Origin of the sequence: Aggregatibacter aphrophilus ATCC 33389 (assembly GCF_900636915.1) — a bacterium.
GTDB lineage: Bacteria > Pseudomonadota > Gammaproteobacteria > Enterobacterales > Pasteurellaceae > Aggregatibacter > Aggregatibacter aphrophilus.
In genome coordinates this window covers 943,411-960,257 of sequence record NZ_LR134327.1, presented here as the reverse complement: position 1 = coordinate 960,257, position 16,847 = coordinate 943,411, and the positions used below count along the sequence as shown (strand labels likewise).

The window sequence follows — 16,847 nt, the reverse complement described above, 5'->3', positions numbered from 1 at the left end:
AGATTATAAGCGCATCGGCATAATCACATATTCTGCGCTAGCGTCTTCACAATCTTCAATTAAGCAGCTAGAAGAGGCATCAGTTAAGCGCATACGCACTTGGTTACATTTCAACGCATTCAACACGTCTAGAATATAGCTGACATTGAAGCCCACTTCCATTTCTTCTCCGCTGTAAGAGACATCGATAATTTCTTCCGCAACTTCTTGTTCCGGGTTGGTGGCGGTGATTTTAAGTTGGTTTTCACTGAGTTGTAAGCGTACGCTACGGAAACGTTCGTTAGATAAAATTGCCGCACGTACAAAGGCTTGTTTTAAGGTTTCCCAACCTGCCTCAACGATGCGGGTCGCATTGCGTGGCAACACACGACGGTAATCAGGGAAACGACCGTCAATGAGTTTTGACGTGAATGTGATGTTATTTAATTGGATGCGCAAGTTGTTCGTACCAATTTGCAAACGCGCCGGTTGATCGCTTGGTTCCAACAAACGTGCCAGTTCTAACACGCCTTTACGCGGTAAAATCACTGAATGGGTTTGTAAATCTTGTTCTAATGGAATGGTACAAACCGCTAAACGATGACCATCGGTTGCAACGGTGCGTAATAAATTGCCTTCCGTTTCAAATTTCATACCATTTAAGAAATAGCGCGCGTCTTGATTTGCCATGGAAAATTGCGTGGCTTCAATTAAAAGGCGTAGCGTCGCTTGCTCAAGGGTGAAATCCACTTCTGATTGCCAATCCGTGAGGTTCGGATAATCTTCTGCCGGCAACGTGGATAAATTAAATTTACTGCGATCAGAACGTACAATAGCACGATCTTCTTCAAATGTGACGGTAATTTCCGCATTTTCCGGCAAACTACGACAAATATCTAAGAATTTTTTTGCCGGAATCGTGAATTTGCCGTCTTGTTCTGCATGAAGCAATGGCGTTTTGGTGGAAAGCTCCACTTCTAAATCTGTGCCGGTAATGTTTAATTGATTATTTTCAATTTGCAGTAAGACGTTATTTAACACAGGAATATTCGGGCGACTATTTAATACGCCACACACTTGCTGTAATGGCTTTAATAAATTTTCTCTAGAAATAATAAATTGCATCGCATGACTCCTATACGGATAAAATTCGAATTAAATTAGCCCAATCTTCTTGGATATCCGGCTCGGTTTCCCGCAATTCCACAACTTTGCGACAAGCGTGTAATACCGTGGTGTGATCGCGATCGCCGAAGGATTTACCAATTTCCGGTAAGCTACGGTTGGTCAATTCTTTGGCTAATGCCATAGAAACTTGACGTGGGCGTGCGATAGAGCGTGAGCGGTTTTTGGATTTTAAATCGGATACTTTAATGCGGTAATATTCAGCAACCACTTTTTGAATATTATCTACGGTCACTAACTTATCTTGTAGCGCTAACATGTCTTTGAGTGTTTCGCGCACAAAATCAATCGTGATTGGTTCGCCTTTAAACTCCTGCATGGCTTTTACCCGGTTTAATGCACCCTCTAATTCACGCACATTAGTACGTAATTTCTGACCGATAAAAAACGCAACATCGTGTGGCAATTCAATGTTATTTTCATCCGCTTTTTTCATCAAAATAGCAACGCGAGTCTCTAAATCAGGCGGTTCAATAGCCGTAGTTAATCCCCAGCCGAAACGGGATTTTAAACGTTCTTCAATTTTTTCAATTTCACGTGGATAACGGTCAGAAGTCAGAATGATTTGGCGTCCGCGCTCAAATAAGGTATTGAAAATATGGAAGAACTCTTCTTGGGTTTTTTCTTTGTCGCTAAAAAATTGAATGTCATCGACTAACAAGGCGTCTAAAGAGCGGTAGAATTTTTTGAATTCTTCCATTTTATTGTCTCGTATGTAAGTAACGACTTGTTGTACGAAGCGTTCGGAGTGAATATACACCACTCGAGCATTAGGGTTATTCGCTATGATGCCGTTGCCTATGGCGTGTAACAAGTGGGTTTTACCTAAGCCGGTGCCGCCGTATAAAAATAACGGGTTGGCCGTTTGTTCGCCAGGGTTATCCGCCACTTTTTGTGCTACTGCGCGGGCAAGTTGGTTAGATTTCCCTTCTACGAAATTATCAAACACTAATTTGGTGTTAAGATTTGAGTTGTAGGTGGATTTATTCGAACCTTTTTCTTCAGTTGGCGTACTCGTCGTTTTGGATTTTGTGACTGCTTTCGGTGCGGCGGGTTTAATACCTTCAATAATCGATACGGTCAGGTTAGGATTAGCACTGGTTTGTTGGGCAATATCGGTAATTAACGGCAGATAATTATCGATCACCCATTTTTGCACAAAAGCATTTGACGCATAAAGTAAGATACTATTTGCCGTCACATCAGCCTGTAATGGATAAAGCCAAATTTTGAAATCGTCAGCAGGAATTTTGTCTTGAATTTGCAGCAGGCAATTTTGCCAGAGAGAATTAGGCTGGTTTTCCACTTTACGTATCCCTTGTATATTGGTTTATGATTTTCCGTAGGTTACTTGCCAACCAGCTATGTCTTTGTTTTTATATAACTTAAATCGTAGCAGAAGATCATAAACATTGGATCTTTGACTAAAAGTGCGGTTGGAAGGACGATCATTTTACAATAAAGGAAAAAAAAGATCTCCAACCTGTGTTCAAAAAAAGCAAAAAAGGTTGCTTGCCATTTTTAACCAAAAACGTATAATTCCGTCGCTTTCAAACGCGGTAGATGAGGAAAATTTAACCAGACTCCCAAGTTTTTTCCTTATCTCATTTGACGAACGATGAATTTATGATTACAATTCCGTTCCTTATTTTCTGATAATCCTTGTTTTTTTGAACGTTTTAGAAAACGTTTAAAATAGAAACAGTTAGTTAACTATTTTCTTAGGTACACTATAATGAAACGCACATTTCAACCTTCTGTATTAAAACGTAGCCGTACTCACGGTTTCCGTGCTCGTATGGCGACTAAAAATGGCCGTCAAGTTTTAGCCCGTCGTCGTGCTAAAGGTCGTAAAAGTTTATCTGCCTAATCGCATATTAATGTGGTTAAGCTAAACTTTCCTAGGGAGTTACGTTTGTTAACTCCCGAACATTTTAAATACGTCTTCCAACAGCCGTTCCGCGCTAGTTCACCTGAAATTACAATTCTTGCCCGTAAAAATAATCTTGAGCATCCACGCTTAGGTTTAACTGTCGCTAAAAAGCACTTAAAACGAGCGAATGCGCGTAATCGTATTAAACGTTTATGCCGTGAGTCTTTTCGTTTGAGCCAACATAGTTTACCGTCTTATGATTTTGTCATTGTCGCGAAACAAGGAATCGGTCGTTTAGACAACCGCACTTTATGGCAAACCCTTGATAAATTATGGCTACGTCACATTCACTTGGCGCAAAAATTCTCATCGGATTAATTCGCGTTTATCAAGTTGTTATTAGTCCGTTAATCGCCCCTCGCTGTCGTTTTACACCAACATGTTCCTGCTATGGTATTGAGGCGTTAAAAACACACGGCCTGCTAAAAGGTGGTTGGCTTACGATAAAACGTATATTAAAATGTCATCCTTTAAGTGAGGGTGGATACGATCCCGTTCCACCAAAGATCAATAATAACAAAACAGAGAATAAATAATGGATTCAAGACGCGGCCTGTTGGTCATCGCATTACTCTTCATGTCTTTTATTGTTTATCAGCAATGGCAGCTTGATTATCACACACCAAAACCGGTTGTTACCGAACAAGCAAAAACAGCCGTTTCTGATGTTCCGTCTTCTGCAAATTCTAATGCCAACGCAGTAGTCAACGAAACTCAAACCAAAGGTAATGTTATTACTTTAGAAAATGATGTATTTCGTTTGCAAATCAATACTGTCGGTGGTGATGTTGTTGGTTCCGAATTGTTAAAATATGACGCCGAATTGGATTCCAAAACACCATTCGTGTTATTACAAAACACACCACAACATACTTATGTCGCACAAAGCGGTTTAATCGGCAAAGACGGTATTGACACCAAATCCGCTCGTGCCGTGTATCAAGTGGAAGGGTCTTCTTTCAAATTAGCGGAAGGCCAAAATGAATTGGTTGTTCCTTTCACTTTCCAACGCGATGGTGTGACTTATCGTAAAGTGTTCGTTTTAAAACGTGGTCAATATGATGTTGCGGTTAACTATGAAATTAATAACCAAAGCGATAAAGCCATTGAAGTTGAGCCTTATGGCCAATTAAGACACTCTTTAGTGGATAGCTCCGGTAGTGTGGCGATGCCAACTTATACCGGTGGTGCTTATTCTTCTTCTGAAACTAATTACAAAAAATACAGTTTCAGTGATATGGAAAACGCAAATTTATCTATCAACACAAAAGCGGGTTGGGTAGCGATTTTACAACACTATTTCGTGTCTGCTTGGATCCCGAATCAAGATGCGGATAACCAACTTTATACATTAACCGACAAAGCCAATAATACTGGCTCTATTGGTTATCGTGGTCCGGTTACCGTTATTCAACCAAATAGCACTGAAACCTTGACCAGCAAGTTATGGACCGGTCCAAAACTGCAAAATGAAATGGGTGAAGTGGCAAATCATTTAGATTTAACCGTTGACTATGGATGGGCTTGGTTTATTGCAAAACCGCTTTTCTGGTTGCTTACTTTCATTCAAAAATTAGTACACAACTGGGGCTTGGCGATCATTTGTGTGACTTTAGTGGTAAAAGCGATTTTATATCCACTGACCAAAGCACAATATACTTCCATGGCCAAAATGCGTATGTTGCAACCGAAATTGCAAGAGATGCGTGAACGCTTCGGTGAAGACCGTCAACGCATGAGCCAAGAAATGATGAAGTTGTATAAAGACGAAAAAGTAAACCCATTAGGCGGTTGCTTGCCGTTGTTATTACAAATGCCGATTTTCATTGCCTTGTATTGGACGTTTATGGAAGCCGTTGAATTACGTCACGCACCATTCTTTGGTTGGATTCAAGACTTGTCTGCGCAAGATCCGTATTACATCCTGCCGATTTTAATGGGCGCCTCCATGTTCTTGTTACAAAAAATGTCACCAACACCGGTTGCTGATCCAATGCAACAAAAGATCATGAACTTCATGCCGTTAATCTTCATGGTGTTCTTCCTTTGGTTCCCGGCAGGATTGGTACTTTACTGGTTGGTGTCCAACTTAATCACGATTATTCAGCAACAATTGATTTATCGTGGTTTAGAGAAAAAAGGGTTACATACCCGTTATAAAAAATAGCGAAATCTAGAGAATTAAAAGGCACGCATTGTGCCTTTTATTTTAGTTAAAAAATGCATGAAAAAATGACCGCACTTTTGCGTCATAAAGTGCGGTCACAAAACGCAACGCTTTTTGAACGTTGGCTCTGCCAACGGTACCGTAAGGGATGAACAAGCGAGCTTGTGAAGAAAAAAATCAAACGTTTTGAGAGCAGACTTATGAAAGAAACAATCGTAGCTCAAGCCACAGCCCCGGGTCGAGGTGGTATTGGCATTTTACGTGTATCAGGCCCCAAAGCTATTGACGTAGCGCAAGCGGTGTTAGGGAAATGTCCAAAACCGAGAATGGCAGATTATTTGCCGTTTAAAGATGAAGACGGCACTCTGCTCGATCAGGGTATTGCACTGTATTTCAAAAGCCCGAATTCTTTTACCGGTGAAGATGTGCTTGAACTCCAAGGGCACGGCGGACAGGTGGTATTGGATTTGCTGCTAAAACGGATTTTGCGTATCGATGGCATTCGTTTGGCACGGCCGGGCGAGTTTTCCGAACAGGCCTTTTTAAACGATAAATTAGATTTGGCGCAAGCGGAAGCTATTGCCGATTTAATCGATGCCAGCTCCGAACAGGCGGCGCGTTCCGCACTGAAATCTTTGCAGGGCGAGTTTTCCAATAAAGTGAATCAGTTAGTAGATTCTGTTATTTATTTGCGCACTTATGTGGAAGCCGCGATTGATTTCCCTGATGAAGAAATTGATTTTTTGGCCGATGGCAAAATTGAAAGCTATTTGAACGACATTATTGCGCAACTGGATGGTGTTCGAGCCGAAGCAAAACAAGGTTCCATTTTGCGGGAAGGCATGAAAGTGGTTATTGCAGGCCGTCCAAATGCGGGCAAGTCCAGTTTGTTGAATGCCCTTGCCGGACGTGAGGCTGCCATCGTGACAGACATTGCGGGTACGACGAGAGATGTATTGCGTGAACACATTCACTTAGATGGCATGCCCTTACACATTATCGACACCGCAGGTTTGCGTGAAGCCACTGATGAAGTAGAACGCATAGGGATTTCCCGTGCGTGGAATGAAATCGAGCAGGCAGATCGTATTTTATTGATGCTCGATGGTAGTGATACGGAGCAAGACTTAAGCAAAGTGCGGTCGGAATTTTTAGCAAAATTACCAAACCATATTCCTGTCACGATTATTCGTAATAAAGCAGACTTAACCGGTGAGCAAGAGGGACTGTATGAGGAGCAGGGATATACTGTGGTGAGTTTGTCGGCAAAAACGCAACGTGGTGTGGAAATATTACGCGATCACTTAAAACAATCCATGGGCTATCAAACCGGTATGGAAGGCGGTTTCTTGGCCCGTCGTCGTCATTTGGAAGCCTTGGAACAGGCGGCACAGCATTTGCAAATTGGCCACGTGCAACTCACGGAATTCCATGCCGGTGAATTGTTGGCGGAAGAACTCCGTTTAGTGCAAAGTGCTTTAAGCGAAATTACCGGGCAATTTACTTCCGATGATTTATTGACGAATATCTTCAGTTCGTTTTGTATCGGTAAGTAATTTACTACATCAAGTGCGGTCGAAAATATGGTTATTTTTCACCGCACTTTCGAAAATAAAAACACCGCAGGAGACTACTCTGTGGTGTTTTTCTATCTATATAGAAACTATGTAAATTCCACAATACTATTGAAATAGCTGTATTTAAATTTTAAACCGTTGAATGAGATCCTGTGTTTGATTGTGAGCAAATCGGCTTGGGTTGACTTGTTTAAAGCGATGTATCACTTGATTAGCTGAACCACGCCAAACCAAGCTGGGATCTGCCTGTTCTTGAATAAACTTGCCATCAATTAACACATCAATATAAGGCAACATTTGACATTGATATTCATCCAGCTCCTCTAATTTGTAGCCAGTCCAGACCCAAATATCTTTGTCGGGACATTCCCGTTTTACCCGTTGAACCAAAGGAAGCAGTGCTTCTACGTTTCTCGGATGCAAAGGGTCACCACCGGAGAGGGTCAAACCTTGGCGTTTAATACGGGTGTCTTTGAGATCGTTGAGAATTTGTTCTTCCATTTCACTACCAAACGGCACACCGGCGCTAAACGACCAGCTTTTTTGGTTATAACAACCCTTACAGCCGTGAGTACAGCCGCTGACAAAAAGCGTACAACGCGTGCCTTCGCCGTTGACGATGTCAACGGGATAGTATTGGAGGTAGTTCATATTGATTTATCTTCGTTATTGTTTCGTCAAAGAAAAATAATCAAAAGAAAAACGCCCTGCTTTGCCCTGTTTTCTAAAAATTCAGTTGAATAAAGACGGTAAAGAAGGTAATTCATTTATGATTTTTAAAGCACGGTGAAATTTTCATGTATTTTTATTGAAAAACACTTAAAAAAATAACTGCACTTTTCTGGAATAATGCTCAAATAAATTAGAGCCCCGTATAAGACGCCTGAGCGACTTACAAGTTTTAGGAAATTTTCGCTTTGTTTGAGCGTAGCGAGTTCGAAAATTTCCGTGAAGAAACTTGTAATCAAGCGAAGAATAGCGGCTTATTCGGGGTGTGTTCTTTGCTACTTTCTTGCACAAGCAAGAAAGTAGGAATTACTACATGTGCTTAACCCGACGCTTAACCTCTTCCTGTTTCCCTGCATTAAACGGACGGGCATCCGGGCTGCCTAGGTAGCCGCAGACGCGGCGGGTGACGGAAACTTTTTCGCTGTCGTGGTTGCCACATTTCGGACAGGTGAAACCTTTGCTGGTGCATTCAAATTCACCAGTGAAACCACATTCGTAGCATTCGTCGATTGGCGTGTTGGTGCCGTAGTAAGGCACGCGGTCGTAGCTGTAATTCCACACGTCTTCCAATGCCTTCAAGTTATGTTGAATGTTCGGGTATTCGCCGTAGCAAATAAAACCACCGTTAGCCAATGGTGGGTAAACCATTTCAAAGTCTAACTTGTCGTATGGATTGACTTTTTTCTCTACGTCCAAGTGATAGCTGTTGGTATAGTAGCCTTTGTTGGTCACGCCGTCGATAACGCCGAACTGTTTGGTGTCAAGGCGGCAGAAACGGTCGCACAGGTTTTCACTCGGGGTGGAGTATAAGCTGAAGGCATAGCCTGTTTCGGCGCGCCATTGTTTAACCGCGTTGCTTAAATGTTCCACGATGGCACGGCCTTTTTCACGTAGCATTTCGTCATCGTAAATATGCCCTTGGTGATACAACGCATTGATAGTTTCATGAATACCGATATAGCCTAGAGAAATGGATGCACGGCCATTTTTGAAGATTTGTGCCACGTTATCATCTGCTTTCAAACGCACGCCACAGGCGCCTTCCATGTAGAGAATCGGGGCTACGCGGGCTTTGGTGTGTTCCAAACGAGCAATGCGGGTCATTAAGGCTTTTTTCGCCAAAGCCAAGCGTTGATCCAATATTTCATAGAATCGTTTTTCATCGCCTTTAGCTTCAATGGCGATACGTGGCAAATTGAGGCTCACTACGCCAAGGTTGTTACGTCCGTCATGGATTTGTTCACCATTTTCTTCGTAAGCACCCAAGAAACTGCGACAACCCATTGGTGCTTTAAAGGAACCGGTAACTTTGATGACTTGGTCGTAATTTAAAATATCCGGATACATCCGTTTGCTGGCACATTCTAACGCAAGTTGTTTGATGTCATAATTCGGGTCGTTTGACTCTAAATTAACCCCTTTACGTTGAGTAAAGACCAGTTTCGGGAATACCGGTGTTTTGTGGTTTTTGCCCAAACCGCGAATTCGATTTTGTAAAATCGATTTTTGAATTAAACGTGCTTGCCATGTTGTGCCGAGGCCGAAACCAAAGGTGACAAACGGTGTTTGTCCATTGGCGGTGTGTAAGGTATTCACTTCATATTCAAGGGACTGGAATGCATCGAAACATTCTTTTTTAATTAATGCTTGCGCATATCCTTGCGCATCCGGAATATGCCATTGTTCCGCGTTTTTCAGGTGTTTTTCATAGCTTAACTGCACATAAGGCGCAAGCACTTCGTCAATTCGGTTAATGGTGGTACCGCCGTAAATATGGCTAGCCACTTGGGCAATGATTTGAGCCGTGACGGCAGTAGCAGTGCCGATAGATTTTGGTGGTTCGATTTCTGCGTTGCCCATTTTAAAGCCTTGGGTCAACATGCCTTTTAAATCGACTAACATACAGTTAAACATCGGGAAAAATGGTGAATAATCCAAATCGTGATAGTGGATTTCACCTTTTTCGTGTGCTTCGACTACGTCACGTGGCAAAATGTAACGCTTTGCATAATGTTTCGCCACGATGCCTGCCAATAGATCCCGTTGAGTTGGGATCACTTTGGCGTCTTTATTCGCATTTTCATTGAGTAATTCTACGTTACTTTGTTCAATCAACCCCTCAATTTCTTTCGTCAATAGACTACGTTTTTCACGCGCCATATCACGTTCGTGACGATATTCAATATAAGCGCGTGCAATTTGCGGATATCGGCTTGCCATCAGGTGATTTTCTACAATTTTTTGAATGTGACTAATGTCAATTTCTTGCTGATGATGGGCAAAAATGTCATTACTGACTTTTTGTGCAATGTCATGACAAAAGCGCTCATCCTGAATACCCACTGCTTGAGCCGCCTTTTTAATGGCATTAATAATGCGTTGAATCTCAAACCCAATACGTGAACCATCACGTTTAATGACGAAAAATGTACCCATGTTAGTTGCCTATATTTAGTATGTTTTTAAAATGGGTAATACTATATATAGATATTTTGATAAATTCAATACACAACATATAGTGTATTCTGATTTTTGAACACTAGAAATACGATGAGGTAAGTTAGTAACTGGTTTTACTGAATATTTGCAGGAAAAGAAAAAATAAAGAATTTTATTATTTTGTGATTTTGATCACATAGAACATTTTATGGTTCATAGAAAAAAGTGCGGTCAAAATTCATTATAAATCTTGACCACACTTGCATTAGTTAAGTTAATAGGTTAGTAAATTACCAGAAATATCCGGCACCAGCAGTACCACCGACTTCGCCTCGGGAGTTGGTGCTGAAGGAGACTTTCACACCATATTTCCCATTGTCGGAAATACGTGAGTAACCTACAGCTACTGCGGTTTCGTCTTGATACTGACCAACCGCGGCAACTAATGCGGATTGTCCGTCTCTATGTGGCTGCATGAGACCGGCCGTTGCAAGAGCTGAGGCTGTACCTGCTTTGCGTCGTTTATCCATTTTATTAACACGATTATCGATATTATCAATTCGGTTATTAATAGCATTGCCGACTTCATGTAATTGGCTCATATTGACTGCATCATTTGGTGCTTTCCCACGAGCAACATTGCTAATGCGTTTGCCACCGGCATTAATGCCTGACTGGGTCATGCTTGGACCACCTTTAATTGCAATGCCATCGTTATTAACAGTCGTATTTCCTACAGTGAGGCTACCATCCGGTCCAAGATTGACATCTTTCGCCATTTGAACGGTCATTGTGCCATTTTTATCCGCAACTACCCCAATGTTGTTTTGAGTGAGTTTCTTCGGATTTGCACCACCACGAATATTGAGCTGATCACCTAATTTACGATTAACAGTAACTTCTTGGTTATCTCCTTGGAAATTGAGCCCTTTATTTACTGTTGTCGTCAAATTGTTTACATTTTGGTTGGTTTGATGTAATTGGCTACCATTTACCGCATCTTTACTCGTTGCTGAAATATCACCGTCTTTTACACCGGTAATTTTCTTGTCACTAGCATTTATGCCATCCTTGGTAACACTTGGACCACCAGTAATACTTATACCATTGTTGTCCATAGTGGTATCACCGCTTTTTACGCTGGTAAACTCAACATCATCTTTGGTTTCAACGGTGTATGTTGTACTTCCATCTGCGTTCTTTTGAGGTGTAACGGTAATGTTTTTACCCGCATTAACATTGGATTTGGCTTGAGCAATACTTTTATCCAGCTGTGATTTGTTTACAGCATCTTTGTCATCTACACCGTCGGCAACGTTAGTTATACGGCCATCTTCTTTGAAAGAAACCCCGTCTTTACCATCTTTACCTTTGATTGTTATGGCATCTTTGCCCTTAGCATCGCGGCCTCCCACAAGCGACATTCCGTCTTTACCGTCTTTAGCAAAGGTTACCGAAGCATCTTTGCCATCTTTACCGTTAACGACTACACCAGAAAATTCAGGACGCTCTTTCATGACCATTTCCAAACCGCCTTGTTTTTTGTAACGAACACCAATGTTATTACCAGAAACTTGCTGATTATCTGCTAAAACAGCTTGGTCGTTGATACCACCAGTAATGGACAGTGTATCATTTAATTTACGGGTAACCACTTTTCCATCATTGCCGACAAATTTCATACCATCATTAAGGGTTGCAACTTGTTCTGAGTTTTTGGAACCGTCAGGATTAGTTGTTTCATAGGTAATACGAGTTTTACTTTCACCGTCTTTACCATCAACACCGGCTTTTCCTTGCGCCACAGTAATGGATGCATTAGCTCCATCTTTACCATTTAGCCCAATAGAGCCCTCTTTACCATTAATGGAAACCCCGTTTTTGCCGTTTTCGCCTTTAACGGTAATTGTTCCCGGATTGGTGTTGTCACCAACCGTAACATCTTTAGCTAAGCCAACTTGTAGTGCCGGTTTACCATTATCGTTGACAACTCTGGTTGTGATGCTACCGTCACCCTTAACTTTTACTGTTTCACCTAAGTTAGCTTTAGCTGTTGTGCCCTTCTCATCTGCTAAACCGAAGCCACCATTTTTGTTTACATCAGTAATGTCGTTGATAGATTTTTGTAAATCACCGACATTCACTGCGTTTTTTAAGGTATTGCCTGAAGCATCTTTTAAGGCAACTGTTGAACCATTAGCTTGTTTTAAGCCACTATCAATATTGACGATTTGATTACCACCATTATTCAGTCCCTTATCTGTTACGCTGACTGCTTTTGCAGGATCTTTAGGAGTAATAGTCATACCTTTACCATTAATAACGGTTGTATTATCACCATCCTTAAATTGTGCACTGGTTAAGTTATTTAACTCTTTGGCTAATTTCACTTCCAATTTACCATTATTCGCATTTACGCCAATATTGTTATCAGATAGCTTGGTTTTATCAGCACCGCCAACAATTTCTAGTTTTTGGTTTAACTTTTTATTGATGACTTTATCAGTTCCATTATCACCAGCAAATTGTAATCCGTCTTCAAGTGTAGCGACGGATTCATTATTCACTGTTAAACGATCTTTAGGAGTGGTTCCATTTAAGCCGGCAGGACCTTGGGTAGTTTTGAGACTAACCGGATTTGCGCCATCTTTGCCGTTTAACGTAATGGAGCCGTCTTTACCATTAATCGCGACAGAAGAGCCATCTTTACCATTAACTTTAATGGATGAATCTTTCCCAGTCACGCCATTGGCATCTTTTTGACCTAGTTCTAAGTTATCTTTTAGATCGACTTTAAATGGATTTGCTGCTGAACCATCTCCATCAAGGACTGTGTTTTTACCAGGAGCCATCACTGTTTTTTCCGGTTTTGGAATATTAGCTTTGATTTTGTAGGTTTTTTGACCTGTCACATTATTGGTTTCGTTTGTCACCGTAATTGTGTTGTCAGCCGCTTCTACAATAGAGCCTAAACCGGTAATGGCTTTTTTACCGTCATTGGTAATATTGGACAGATTTTTATCTGCTGCATTGTCGATCTTATCTTTAGTTGCTTGTGCAAGATCTACGGTTACATCATCACTGGAAGCTGTCGTTGTCACGTATTTTTGGCTGTCTCCACCTTTGATATTAAATTTGATACCACCGGTGTTGGATAATGCTTTTTCTGTGGTACTACCGTTATCGCCACCTAAAGATACTTTATTGTCGAATTTTTTATCGACTACAGATAATTGATCTTCTGTCGCTGCGCGACCGCTTGTTGGTGTTCCCGTCCAATCCTTATTGGTTAAGCCGGTGATATGACCATCATTACCATTGATTGTAATTGGATGACCACTTTCTTTTGGTCCAACAGTTAAGCTGGGTTTTAACGCTACTTTATAATTTGTATGTCCGTCAGTCGCAGTTTCAGGCGTGATTTGAATATTCTCATCACCTTTATCTACGGTTGTTTTAGCTTTGGCTGTTTCAGCAAATAATTGACCGCCATTCACTGCATCTTTACTGCCTGCTGCAACATTACCATCTGCTACATCAGTAATTTTCTTATTACCGGCGTCTATACCTGCTTGTGTAAGTTTAGGGCCGTTAGTAATTTCTACACCGTTAGTGGTTAATTTGGTATTCCCTGTAGTAACAGAGGTAAATTCAACATCATCTTTTGTTGCAAAGGAGAATTTCTTGTCGTTTTGTGTGATTTTGATGTTTTTACCGGCATCGTATGTCACCGTATCGCCATTTTTAACTTCTTTAGACGCATTCCCAGCAACTTCACCTTCTGATTTAGACGCGGCGACTGTCCATGCAGCCTTATTTAAGGCATCTACCACATTTTGAACTGTTGCTACGCCATCTTTACCATCAGTACCGTTTGCGCCGTTAACTGGTGTTCCTGCTACTGCTGCTTTGCCGTTTTCTACTTTAATTGTAGATAAATTAACGTCATATTTCACAACCCCGTCATTTGCAACGGAAGCAGTTGTCATTGTGCCATCAGTAAAGTTTAATCCTTTGTTCAACATAACGGTTTTGTCATTATTACCATTGGCTTTATAGGTTAATGGAATAGACTTAGCTGCTTCCGTACCGTTAAAGCTAACTGCATAGTCATCTACACCATTATCGGTCGTTTTATTGACAGTAATTGGTGAGGTACCGCTGACTTTAATCGCATCTTGAGCTGCTTTTTGTACTGCTTTTTTGGACACGGATACTTCGTATTTAGCACCCATATCGCCGGCATTTTTACCGTCTGCTACAGTAATATCTGCAAGGTTTTCGTCGCCGGCTTGAGCGGCTTTTTTCTCAACGATTTCAGTTGACACGGCACCGCCAAGCACATTTTTTAATTGTTTAAAGTTAACGGCGTCGTTATCCTCCGTACCCTCGGCAACACCAGTGATTTTTTTATTACCTGCATTAATTCCTGCGCTGGTAATAGTCGGGCCGTTGGTAATAGCTAAGCCATTATTATTAAGGAGGGTGTCACCAATCTTGATACTGCCGCTACTGCCTAGATCCAGCGTATTATTTAGATTAATTTTTACCTCACCATTGCTGACAGAGGTTTTAATATTACTGTTAGCGCCAACGACTTTAACATTTTGTCCTAATTTTTTATTAACGCTACCGCCTTCTTCAGCTTCCAAACCAAAGCCTTGTTCAATACGACTGGCAACAGAGAATAGTTGGGAACCATTGATAGCATCTGTTGAATCTGCAGCCACATGGCCTGCAGCCACATTTTTAATTTGGCGTTCTGTGCCTTTTGAACCGACACTTACAAAATGTCCGGCGTCTTTTACTGCGCCGGCAAAGCCGTTATAGGTATGTCCGTTAACAGTAGCGCTGTTGACACTAGCAGTTGGATGAGAGCCTTCAGTTGAAGAAGAATCTCCTAAAACGACAGAACCACTGGTTGTTGCGGTAATTCCCGCACCAATAGCAACCGTATTACTTCCGGTCACACTAGTATTCAAACCAATAGCAATAGAATTGGTCGCTGTCGCACCAGTGGAAGTTGTGTCACCCAATGCAATAGAACCTGCAGCTTTCGCGCCTTTATTGTCATAATTACTGTCGCTTGCCTTATTTGAGCTATTAACACTGACATAGTTTGTTTGTGCTGCTTCAACAGCTGCTTTGACATTGTTGTATTGAGCATTTTTGATATTGAATACCGGTGCTTGATAGGTGTGTCCATCAGCATCGCTATAACCGGTATAATTGTCCCCGCCAATAGATTTTGCTAGATTTTTATTTACATATTGTAATTGGGCAACATTAACGGCATCGGTATCGTTGCGTCCTGCAGCCAAATTGATAATACGGCGCTCTTTACCTACATTGGCAATAGAAATTACACCATTTTCAACATCGTAATTTTGTGAGGTAAACTTAGATTGTCCACCATCGACATGATTCACGACAGTGCCTGTACCTAATGCTAATGAATTCTTAAATGTAGATTGCGCGCCTTGACCGATAGCCATTGAGCCTGATTCTGTCGCTGTAGCACCTTGACCTATTGCTACCACATTATCTTTAGCAGCTTTTGCATTAGCCCCAATTGAGATTGCGTTAACCCCTAATGAGCTTGCTTCATAACCAAATGCAATAGATGATTCTTTTTGAGCAAGAGCGCGTGTGCCGACAGCAATAGCTTTATTGGCTTTTTTTGACTGTTCTGGGGATGTAACATTCTCTTTAAGGTAATTGTCGTGTTCAATTTTAAATTCACCAGTATGGGCTTTATAACCAATTGCAAATGAGTCATCACCGTTGGTTTTAGCTGCTGTGCCCAACGCCATGGAACGATCACCATTAGTTTGTGTATTGTCTAATCCATTATATTTTGTAATTGGTACGCCGGAACCACTAGGAGACACTTTTTGTTCTAAGCTACCGATAGCAATAGACTGGTTGCCTTTTGCTGTGGCAGAAGCACCTAATGCAAAGCTTGATTTGCCAGCCGCCCAAGCAACAGAGCCAATGGCAGTAGAATAATCACCAGTTGCTGCAGACTGACGCATCATTGCTAGAGAATTAATTCCTGCTGATCTAGAGGCAGTCCCAATAGCAACTCCTCCATTTTTTTCAGCTTTTGCAAACGAACCTAAAGCCATGGCAAGCCCCCCGGTAGCTTTAGAATGATCACCTAAAGCGATACCATTTGAATCTCGACGAGAGTCACGCACATCAGTATTTTTACCGATGGCGATACCATATGCGTCATCTTCACTGTATCTTCTATCAGTATTATTAGGCTTATCTTTGTCATCATATGATTTGCTACCAGGATTATAATAATTTAATACTTGGCTTCCACTGTTATTTTTTCTTGGGGCAGCCTCTGCTCCATCAGATTTTATGGTGTTTTTTTCTACTGAACCAATAGCAATATATGCATTAACATTAAAGGAGAACAATAATGGAATTGATGCAATGAATATTTTAGTTTTATTAGAGCTGTTTAGAGACTTTTTAGGAGTTTCTGTAGTTGTAGAAAGAGAGAAAGCTTTAGATAATTCAGATACTGCAATCCATGTTTGAGAAGCCTTACACCATATTACTTTAAAGACTTTATTCATCTTTTATTTTCCTTTACGTTTTTAGAGAGAGATTACCGTTAATAATTAACCGATCAATTTTATTAGTAATTAAAAATTTGAAGAGTTTCAGCCATATAACGAGTATAGAAGAAAACATTTAGATTTCATTTTACTTGGCTAAAATTTATTCAAACTAATTTGAGGAGTGCATATCTTAAGCATATAAGTTTTAAATGCAACTAGATTTTCAATACATTTACAAAAATTAAATCTTTTAAATAACG

Annotated in this window: 10 protein-coding genes; 5 read left to right on the top strand and 5 right to left on the bottom strand. The window is 41.0% G+C overall.

Features of this window, described 5'->3' with window-relative positions:
* Positions 1-3 precede the first annotated feature (3 nt).
* Both dnaN and dnaA read right to left on the bottom strand, forming a co-directional pair.
* On the bottom strand, positions 4-1,104 hold the full coding sequence (dnaN, locus tag EL144_RS04635; protein ID WP_005703417.1) for a DNA polymerase III subunit beta: 1,101 nt from the start codon (positions 1,102-1,104) through the stop codon (positions 4-6).
* A 10-nt stretch (positions 1,105-1,114) separates the two neighbouring features.
* Positions 1,115-2,470: a chromosomal replication initiator protein DnaA gene (dnaA, locus tag EL144_RS04630; protein WP_005703416.1), complete on the bottom strand. Its 1,356-nt coding sequence runs from the start codon at positions 2,468-2,470 to the stop codon at positions 1,115-1,117.
* A gap of 429 nt (positions 2,471-2,899) precedes the next feature.
* Here dnaA and rpmH point away from each other — a divergent pair, with 429 nt between their 5' ends.
* From rpmH to mnmE, 5 genes are all read left to right on the top strand, one after another.
* A complete protein-coding gene (gene rpmH / locus EL144_RS04625; protein ID WP_005539760.1) occupies positions 2,900-3,034 on the top strand; it encodes a 50S ribosomal protein L34 in 135 nt (44 codons plus the stop codon).
* 12 nt (positions 3,035-3,046) lie between these two features.
* On the top strand, positions 3,047-3,415 hold the full coding sequence (rnpA, locus tag EL144_RS04620) for a ribonuclease P protein component (protein ID WP_012771168.1): 369 nt from the start codon (positions 3,047-3,049) through the stop codon (positions 3,413-3,415).
* Entirely contained in the window at positions 3,370-3,633 is a 264-nt protein-coding gene (yidD, locus tag EL144_RS04615) for a membrane protein insertion efficiency factor YidD (RefSeq protein ID WP_080987859.1), read from the top strand. The genes rnpA and yidD overlap by 46 nt, the downstream gene beginning before the upstream one ends.
* Positions 3,633-5,264: a membrane protein insertase YidC gene (gene yidC, locus EL144_RS04610; protein ID WP_032994971.1), complete on the top strand. Its 1,632-nt coding sequence runs from the start codon at positions 3,633-3,635 to the stop codon at positions 5,262-5,264. Before yidD ends, yidC begins: the two co-directional genes overlap by 1 nt.
* 200 nt (positions 5,265-5,464) lie before the next feature.
* Complete coding sequence (gene mnmE / locus EL144_RS04605) at positions 5,465-6,820, top strand: tRNA uridine-5-carboxymethylaminomethyl(34) synthesis GTPase MnmE (protein ID WP_005703413.1); 1,356 nt, start codon at positions 5,465-5,467, stop codon at positions 6,818-6,820.
* Positions 6,821-6,964: 144 nt separating this feature from the next.
* Here mnmE and nrdG read toward each other — a convergent pair whose 3' ends face one another.
* From nrdG to emaA, 3 genes are all read right to left on the bottom strand, one after another.
* Positions 6,965-7,492, bottom strand: a complete 528-nt coding sequence (gene nrdG, locus EL144_RS04600; protein ID WP_005703412.1) for an anaerobic ribonucleoside-triphosphate reductase-activating protein — start codon at positions 7,490-7,492, stop codon at positions 6,965-6,967.
* A gap of 387 nt (positions 7,493-7,879) precedes the next feature.
* The gene (gene nrdD / locus EL144_RS04595) at positions 7,880-10,006 is read right to left on the bottom strand and encodes an anaerobic ribonucleoside-triphosphate reductase (protein ID WP_005703411.1); all 2,127 of its coding nucleotides are present in this window, start codon (positions 10,004-10,006) and stop codon (positions 7,880-7,882) included.
* A gap of 293 nt (positions 10,007-10,299) precedes the next feature.
* Positions 10,300-16,602: a collagen-binding adhesin autotransporter EmaA gene (gene emaA, locus EL144_RS04590; RefSeq protein WP_065336528.1), complete on the bottom strand. Its 6,303-nt coding sequence runs from the start codon at positions 16,600-16,602 to the stop codon at positions 10,300-10,302.
* Between the last annotated feature and the right edge of the window lie 245 nt (positions 16,603-16,847).

Excerpts from the sequence above, each read along its gene's own strand:
- dnaN (WP_005703417.1), bottom strand. The coding sequence starts at position 1,104 with ATGCAATTTATTATTTCTAGAGAAAATTTATTAAAGCCATTACAGCAA.
- rpmH (WP_005539760.1), top strand. The coding sequence starts at position 2,900 with ATGAAACGCACATTTCAACCTTCTGTATTAAAACGTAGCCGTACTCAC.
- yidD (WP_080987859.1), top strand. The coding sequence starts at position 3,370 with ATGGCTACGTCACATTCACTTGGCGCAAAAATTCTCATCGGATTAATT.
- yidC (WP_032994971.1), top strand. The coding sequence starts at position 3,633 with ATGGATTCAAGACGCGGCCTGTTGGTCATCGCATTACTCTTCATGTCT.
- mnmE (WP_005703413.1), top strand. The coding sequence starts at position 5,465 with ATGAAAGAAACAATCGTAGCTCAAGCCACAGCCCCGGGTCGAGGTGGT.
- nrdG (WP_005703412.1), bottom strand. The coding sequence starts at position 7,492 with ATGAACTACCTCCAATACTATCCCGTTGACATCGTCAACGGCGAAGGC.
- nrdD (WP_005703411.1), bottom strand. The coding sequence starts at position 10,006 with ATGGGTACATTTTTCGTCATTAAACGTGATGGTTCACGTATTGGGTTT.
- emaA (WP_065336528.1), bottom strand. The coding sequence starts at position 16,602 with ATGAATAAAGTCTTTAAAGTAATATGGTGTAAGGCTTCTCAAACATGG.